General features: G+C 50.7%; 8 protein-coding genes, 2 tRNA genes and 1 pseudogene. 4 read left to right on the forward strand and 7 right to left on the reverse strand.

Going from position 1 to position 5,550, the window contains the following annotated elements; all coding sequences use genetic code 11:
- The coding region (locus D5S03_RS03580; RefSeq protein ID WP_287042701.1) for a type II toxin-antitoxin system VapC family toxin at nt 1-191 on the forward strand (191 nt) is incomplete at its 5' end.
- A 291-nt stretch (nt 192-482) separates the two neighbouring features.
- Here D5S03_RS03580 and D5S03_RS03585 read toward each other — a convergent pair.
- Nucleotides 483-713, reverse strand: a complete 231-nt coding sequence (locus D5S03_RS03585) for a DUF6364 family protein (protein WP_008870791.1) — start codon at nt 711-713, stop codon at nt 483-485.
- Between the two features lie 391 nt (nt 714-1,104).
- On the opposite strand from D5S03_RS03585, the gene D5S03_RS13825 reads away from it, so the two are divergent.
- On the forward strand, nt 1,105-1,359 hold the full coding sequence (locus D5S03_RS13825) for a hypothetical protein (RefSeq protein ID WP_161598678.1): 255 nt from the start codon (nt 1,105-1,107) through the stop codon (nt 1,357-1,359).
- Here D5S03_RS13825 and D5S03_RS03590 read toward each other — a convergent pair.
- From D5S03_RS03590 to D5S03_RS03600, 3 genes and pseudogenes are all read right to left on the reverse strand, one after another.
- Nucleotides 1,304-1,495: pseudogene (locus tag D5S03_RS03590) on the reverse strand (type II toxin-antitoxin system RelE family toxin); the annotation flags it as partial. The gene D5S03_RS13825 and the pseudogene D5S03_RS03590 overlap by 56 nt on opposite strands.
- A complete protein-coding gene (gene relB, locus D5S03_RS03595; RefSeq protein ID WP_008870793.1) occupies nt 1,482-1,709 on the reverse strand; it encodes a type II toxin-antitoxin system RelB family antitoxin in 228 nt (75 codons plus the stop codon). The gene relB and the pseudogene D5S03_RS03590, both read right to left, overlap by 14 nt.
- Before the next feature lie 344 nt (nt 1,710-2,053).
- A complete protein-coding gene (locus D5S03_RS03600) occupies nt 2,054-2,512 on the reverse strand; it encodes a hypothetical protein (protein WP_008870794.1) in 459 nt (152 codons plus the stop codon).
- Nucleotides 2,513-3,059: 547 nt separating this feature from the next.
- Between D5S03_RS03600 and D5S03_RS03605 the strand changes: the two genes are divergently transcribed.
- The gene (locus tag D5S03_RS03605) at nt 3,060-3,278 is read left to right on the forward strand and encodes a ribbon-helix-helix protein, CopG family (RefSeq protein ID WP_008870795.1); all 219 of its coding nucleotides are present in this window, start codon (nt 3,060-3,062) and stop codon (nt 3,276-3,278) included.
- Complete coding sequence (locus D5S03_RS03610; protein WP_008870796.1) at nt 3,275-3,682, forward strand: putative toxin-antitoxin system toxin component, PIN family; 408 nt, start codon at nt 3,275-3,277, stop codon at nt 3,680-3,682. Before D5S03_RS03605 ends, D5S03_RS03610 begins: the two co-directional genes overlap by 4 nt.
- 150 nt (nt 3,683-3,832) lie before the next feature.
- Here the strand turns inward: D5S03_RS03610 and D5S03_RS03615 are convergent.
- The 3 genes from D5S03_RS03615 to serS form a co-directional block, all read right to left on the reverse strand.
- Nucleotides 3,833-3,908 (reverse strand) — tRNA-Glu (locus D5S03_RS03615).
- Between the two features lie 8 nt (nt 3,909-3,916).
- Nucleotides 3,917-3,992, reverse strand: a tRNA-Lys gene (locus D5S03_RS03620).
- 59 nt (nt 3,993-4,051) lie between these two features.
- A complete protein-coding gene (gene serS, locus D5S03_RS03625) occupies nt 4,052-5,329 on the reverse strand; it encodes a serine--tRNA ligase (protein WP_287042702.1) in 1,278 nt (425 codons plus the stop codon).
- Between the last annotated feature and the right edge of the window lie 221 nt (nt 5,330-5,550).

Consider the following 5,550-nt stretch of genomic DNA (forward strand, 5'->3'; position numbering starts at 1 on the left):
ATGCTTTCCAGATATGGCGGCCCGACAGAGAGGATGAGCTGCGTGCTCTGAAGCTGTTCGCAAAATTTTCTGATCAAGTCGTGTCCTTCACAGACTGCGTCTCCTTTGCGCTCATGACATCTAAGCATGTCCCGCAAGTGTTTACGTTTGATCGTCATTTTGATTTGGCGGGCTTCAAGCGGTTGCCCTGATAAGAGGGCTGGCTCTTTTGCCACCAGATAGTCCGGCCGTTTTACGGTTTGAGGTCGGCAACAGTGCCTGTCCCTGATGGCCCTTTCACTATTGTCCCCAACGCTCCGCGTCCACAGAGAAGAGATATTACCCACCCCAGAACCATCACAAGGCTGAGCTACCCCTGTGAAATCGGCAGAGCCGGCACTTCGTGCATTTCATGGGGCAAGCGGGGCAGGCGGAACACCTCAGTGTATTAAAAGAAAATACACGGGGCAAGTCCGGAAAGACACGGAAGTTCTTAAATGTGTTCAGACCCGGGCATGAGCATCTTCGCGGTCGAAAACATATCCTTCCGGACTTGTTCCGCCGCACTCTCTGGCCAGCCGCTCAAACTCCCGGGCACTGGACTCCTTGTCTCCCATTGCAGCTGTATGTTCCAGATATTCCCGGATCAGCTGATTGAGGCTTGTTCCCCGCTGGGCAGCGTACTCCCTTGCCTTCTGGATAAGCTCTTTGTCCGCGGATAAAGTAATATTCATTGTCACCTCCCTCACACTGACGTTCCTTATGTGTTATAAGTGTGAGAATAATTAATCCTTTAGCTCCATGTCAAGGATCAAACATTTTGGATTCAGGCATTCTGGGATTCGTTACCCCAGGCCCTCAAATTTTTCACGCAGGCTTGCCGAAAAGACACCCATGTTCAAGCTGGGAACAAAGACGGATTCTTATCCATAGATTTTGGCCTCAAGGAATGGAACGAGTTTGACCCACAAAAGATTGTCTGCAAGTTCAGGCAGTTCGTATATGAAACCGGAGCAGCTGAAAGCCGGGAGTCAAGGGACAGCCTCCGGCCCATAGGGGCCTACGCCCCGGGAGAACTCGCAACATAAGGGACAGTCTCTACTTGGCGGCTGTGAGTTTGAGCTCATGGGTTACCGTAAATCCCGGGTAAAACATCGCGTATATTTTTATGATTCGTCGCAGCAGTTGAGGCATTTGCCCGCATCATGGAATGATGTGGTGGGGGAAGATCATTATATTGCTACAGCTCAAGGTCGTAGTTTTTATACACATTTTTTCTATGTCCTATCCGAACCACAATCAGCTCGTGATCTCGCAGTTCACAAACAATCCGGTAGTCTCCAACTCGGTAACGCCATAGCTTGGTCAACTGTCCTTTAAGTGGCTCACCGAGCTGACGTGGATTCTCAAGCCTGGCAATCCGTTGCTCCAAATATTCCCGGACTCGCTTACGGATTTGAGGGTCAATTTTTTGGACATCTTTCCTAGCGGATTTAAGATACTTAATCGTCCACATCTAATCCGCTCCAGAACTCATCGCCATTTATCAGTTCATCATTGCCTTGCCGCAGTTGCTCCAGCCTTTGTTCAGCCAAGTAAACATCTTCAAGGTCATCAAGGTGTTCCATGATAAGTTGTTTGATATAAAACGCTTTGGAGCGCCCCGTTTGTTTGGCCAGATAATCCAGTCTTTGCTCATATTCGTTTGGCAATCGGACAGAAGTAGGCATTTTTTTACCCTCCTGTTATGAATACATGTAGTCAATGTATTTATTTTCTGGCAAATGTCAATGGTGATGAATTTCTTCGCTCCTCCGGCTCTTTATTGCAAGAAAACGGAAGAACTGGGACATTTGTGAGCGCCAACCTGAGTATAGCCAGGTCATCGATGACAGGCTGAAAATCAGCTTTGATGGACCGTTTTTTTTAGCAAGAGTTCTAAGATTCCGGGCCAGGTCTCTGAGACCAGCAAGTACTATCCGAAAAAAATACAGAATACCAGTGACTATGATGACGGTTTTGTCCTTGGCCGGTACATACCCCATAGAGGCATGCCCGGTTGGACAGTGTTCAATCAGGTAAGTTTCAGGATGGCAACGATCAACCCGCCCACGGTTACAGTAGTCCCGAAGGACCAGATCAGCAGGCGGTCCATGCGTTTGGTAAGGGCCATAAAGCGCTGGTCAAACTGTTCAAAGCGCTTATCCACTTGTTCAAAACGCTTATCCACCTGTTCAAAGCGCGAATTCATGTCCTGGCGCATCTCTTCAAAACGCTTATCGACCTGCTCAAAGCGCTTATCGACCTGCTCAAAGCGCTTATCCACCTGCTCAAAGCGTTTATCCATCTGTTCGATGATATACTGGATCAGCTCCCTCTGATTTCTCAGCTCTTCCTCCACCCGGACCATACGCTCCCGCAACTCGATTTCATAAACCATGGGCGGTTTGCCCAGGCTCTGTTCCGCAAGCCACTGGGACATATGCTCCTTTAGAAAGCTGATCTGTTCTTGAGTAAATGGCTCGGTGGACATGGGCATCTCCTTTTCCCCTATTTTATAAGCCAGACTCAAGCAGCATGCAAGCCCTTTCTTTCCCTACGTCCAATGCAGTGAAACAGGGAGCCGAAAACAGTTCCCTATCCTTTATTCCAGTGCTCCTCGGCCTTTGGTGATAGTGCAGTCGGCTGCAGTACAACACCCTCCTCCTGCAGCCGCCCATCACATGCCCAGCAGGGCCAGAAAGATGAGCAGCGGCCAGCCCAGGGCAGGCAGGAGCCCAAGAGCCCTGGGACGCCTTGCTGTCAGGTGCAGAAAATCCTGACGCAGAAACAGAATCAGGCTTATCAGTATATGATTAATATCAAGGGTCGTTGCAGGGACAAGCTCAGGCTGTCAGCGTTTCAGATACTGATGCAGGTATTTTATCGATTCAGGAGATATCGGTGCAAAAAACTTTCTTCGGCCCGACCCTGGCAAAGAGGTCAGTCTATGTATTTTTCAAGAGGAGACTTGACAGAATTCCGTCCCTGGTGTAATAAAATTTAATACAATTGAGGCAGAAGAAAGGGGGGTAGAAGGCATGAGAAGCACTCTCACCATCAGCATTCCAGAAGATGTCCGCCAGGAACTCGACAGGACATCGCAGGAAGACGGCGTTTCTCGGAGCGCGATTGTCCAGCAATCTCTGCGTGATTACCTGTTCCTGAGGCGATTCAGGGATCTGCGGGGCAGAATGGTCCAGAAAGCGGCTGAACGAGGGGTCTTCACTGACGAAGACGTATTCGAGAAAGTCTCTTGAAGCTTGTCCTCGACACCAATGTCCTCATTGCCGCTTTCATAGCTCGCGGCACCTGCCATGAACTGCTGGAGCACTGCGCTCTCAGACACACCATATTCATATCAGACTTCATCCTTAACGAGTTTGAGACCAATCTGGTATCCAAGTTCGGGTTCACAGCCGAAGAGGCTGCAGCCGCTGCCGCGCTTGTCCACACCAGGGCGGTTATGCATTCACCGGAGCCGCTGTCTGAGCGAGTCTGCCGTGACCGCGATGACGACAACGTATTGGCGCTGGCCTTGGCAGCTTCGGCAGATTGTATCGTAACTGGTGACAAGGACCTGCTTCTTCTTGCGCAATACCGAGGATTGCCTGTCGTTGCTCCTGGAGAGTTCTGGCAGTTCGAAAACAGCTACAGGCGGTAAAAGTATGAAGAAACAGGGAAAGGTTTTCTCGACATTAATGACTGACTGTATCAGCAAGCTATCAAAAAACCAGGCCAGGTTGAAACCGTTTCCAAAACCGTTTCCAGTAAGACTGTTCTTGGGAACAGAAACGTAAGCTCTTGATTTTATTGGCGTCCCCAAGGGGGTTTGAACCCCTGTTTTCGGCGTGAGAGGCCGACGTCCTAGGCCGCTAGACGATGGGGACGCTCTGGGTGGTGGGCCGTGCAGGGATCGAACCTGCGACTCTCTGCTTAAAAGGCAGATACTCTACCAGCTGAGTTAACGGCCCCCCTTTGGAAACAAATAAAGCTACTCATCCCGGTTGAACTTGTCAACAAAAAATCCGGCTTATGGCTTTCTGATGATGTCCATGCCTCCTGTGTAAGGCCTCAGGACCTCAGGAATCACAATGCTGCCGTCCTTTTGCTGACAGTTTTCCATGATGGCCACCAGGGCGCGTCCGACAGCCAGTCCGGAGCCATTGAGGGTATGCACCAGGCGGCTTTTCTTTTCCTGGGCCGGCTTGAACCTTATATCACCCCGCCTGGCCTGAAAATCCGTAAAATTGGAGCACGAGGAAATCTCACGATATTTACCCTGCCCCGGCAGCCAGACCTCTATATCATAGGTCTTGGCTGCGCCGAATCCGAGATCTCCGGTGCAGAGATTTACCACCCGGTAGTGAAGGCCCAGGCGCTTGAGGATTTCTTCAGCATGACCCAGCAGAAGCTCCAGCTGCTCAAAAGAATCGTCAGGATGGGCAAAGCGCACTAACTCCACCTTGTTGAACTGGTGCTGCCGGATGATACCCCTGGTATCTTTGCCGTGGGATCCGGCCTCGGAGCGAAAACACCCGGTAAAAGCCGTATAGGCCAGGGGCAGTTGATCCTCCTGCAGAACTTCTCCCCTGTGTATATTGGTCAGGGGGACTTCGGCCGTGGGTATAAGGTAATATTCCCAGTTCTCCAGCTTGAACAGGTCGTCTGCAAACTTGGGCAGCTGTCCGGTGGCGGTCATGCTGTCGCGGTTGACGATCATGGGAGGCATGGTCTCCATATAGCCATGCTCCCCGGTCTGAACATCCAGCATGAAATTTATAAGAGCCCGCTCCAGACGCGCTCCCCATCCCACGTACATGACAAACCTTGACCCGGTCATTTTGGCTGCATGCTCAAAATCCAGCCCCCCCAGCTCGACACCCAGGTCCCAGTGCTCCCGGGGCTGAAAATCCATGACCGGTTTTTCCCCCCAGGTTCTGACCACCTGGTTGTCATCCTCGTCGCTGCCCACCGGCACATCCTGGGCCGGAATATTGGGCACACTCAGAAGCCACTCATGAACCTGCCTGTCCAGACCTTTGAGTTCCCCATCCAGCTCTTTGATTTTATCGGAAAGCTCGGACAAACCTTCCATGGCCTGGGCCGCATCGCGACCCTCCCTCTTGGCCAGGGCCACTTCCTGGGATGCCTGGTTGCGCCTGGTCTTGAGATCCTGAACTCTCTGGGTCAACTCCCTTCTTTGCTGCTCCAGCTTTAAAAAATCATCCAGATCCTGGGCTGCGCCCCTGTCTTTGATGCTTTTGGCCACCAGGTCCGGGTTCTTGCGAACAAACTTTATATCCAGCATCCCTTCTCCTTTTTGTCATGAAATATAGCCTGCAAACAAAACTGCCTGCCCCAAAAAGCCTGCGATGTCAAACCACAACAGCCTGGAAACACAGGCAGAGGCATGGTCATGAAAAAAAAATTTATAAAATGTTAGCACTCGCTCTTGACGAGTGCTAACAACTTCATTATATATCTAAGCGTTTTCAACGAAACCATACAAAAAATTTAAATGGAGGTAAC

Origin of the sequence: Desulfonatronospira sp. MSAO_Bac3 (assembly GCF_003838035.1) — a bacterium.
Classification (GTDB): domain Bacteria; phylum Desulfobacterota; class Desulfovibrionia; order Desulfovibrionales; family Desulfonatronovibrionaceae; genus Desulfonatronospira; species Desulfonatronospira thiodismutans.

What these genes read in the sequence shown, in the direction of transcription:
- D5S03_RS03605 (WP_008870795.1), top strand. Translation starts at nt 3,060, where the DNA reads ATGAGAAGCACTCTCACCATCAGCATTCCAGAAGATGTCCGCCAGGAA.
- relB (WP_008870793.1), bottom strand. Translation starts at nt 1,709, where the DNA reads ATGCCTACTTCTGTCCGATTGCCAAACGAATATGAGCAAAGACTGGAT.
- serS (WP_287042702.1), bottom strand. Translation starts at nt 5,329, where the DNA reads ATGCTGGATATAAAGTTTGTTCGCAAGAACCCGGACCTGGTGGCCAAA.
- D5S03_RS03600 (WP_008870794.1), bottom strand. Translation starts at nt 2,512, where the DNA reads ATGTCCACCGAGCCATTTACTCAAGAACAGATCAGCTTTCTAAAGGAG.
- D5S03_RS13825 (WP_161598678.1), top strand. Translation starts at nt 1,105, where the DNA reads ATGGGTTACCGTAAATCCCGGGTAAAACATCGCGTATATTTTTATGAT.
- D5S03_RS03585 (WP_008870791.1), bottom strand. Translation starts at nt 713, where the DNA reads ATGAATATTACTTTATCCGCGGACAAAGAGCTTATCCAGAAGGCAAGG.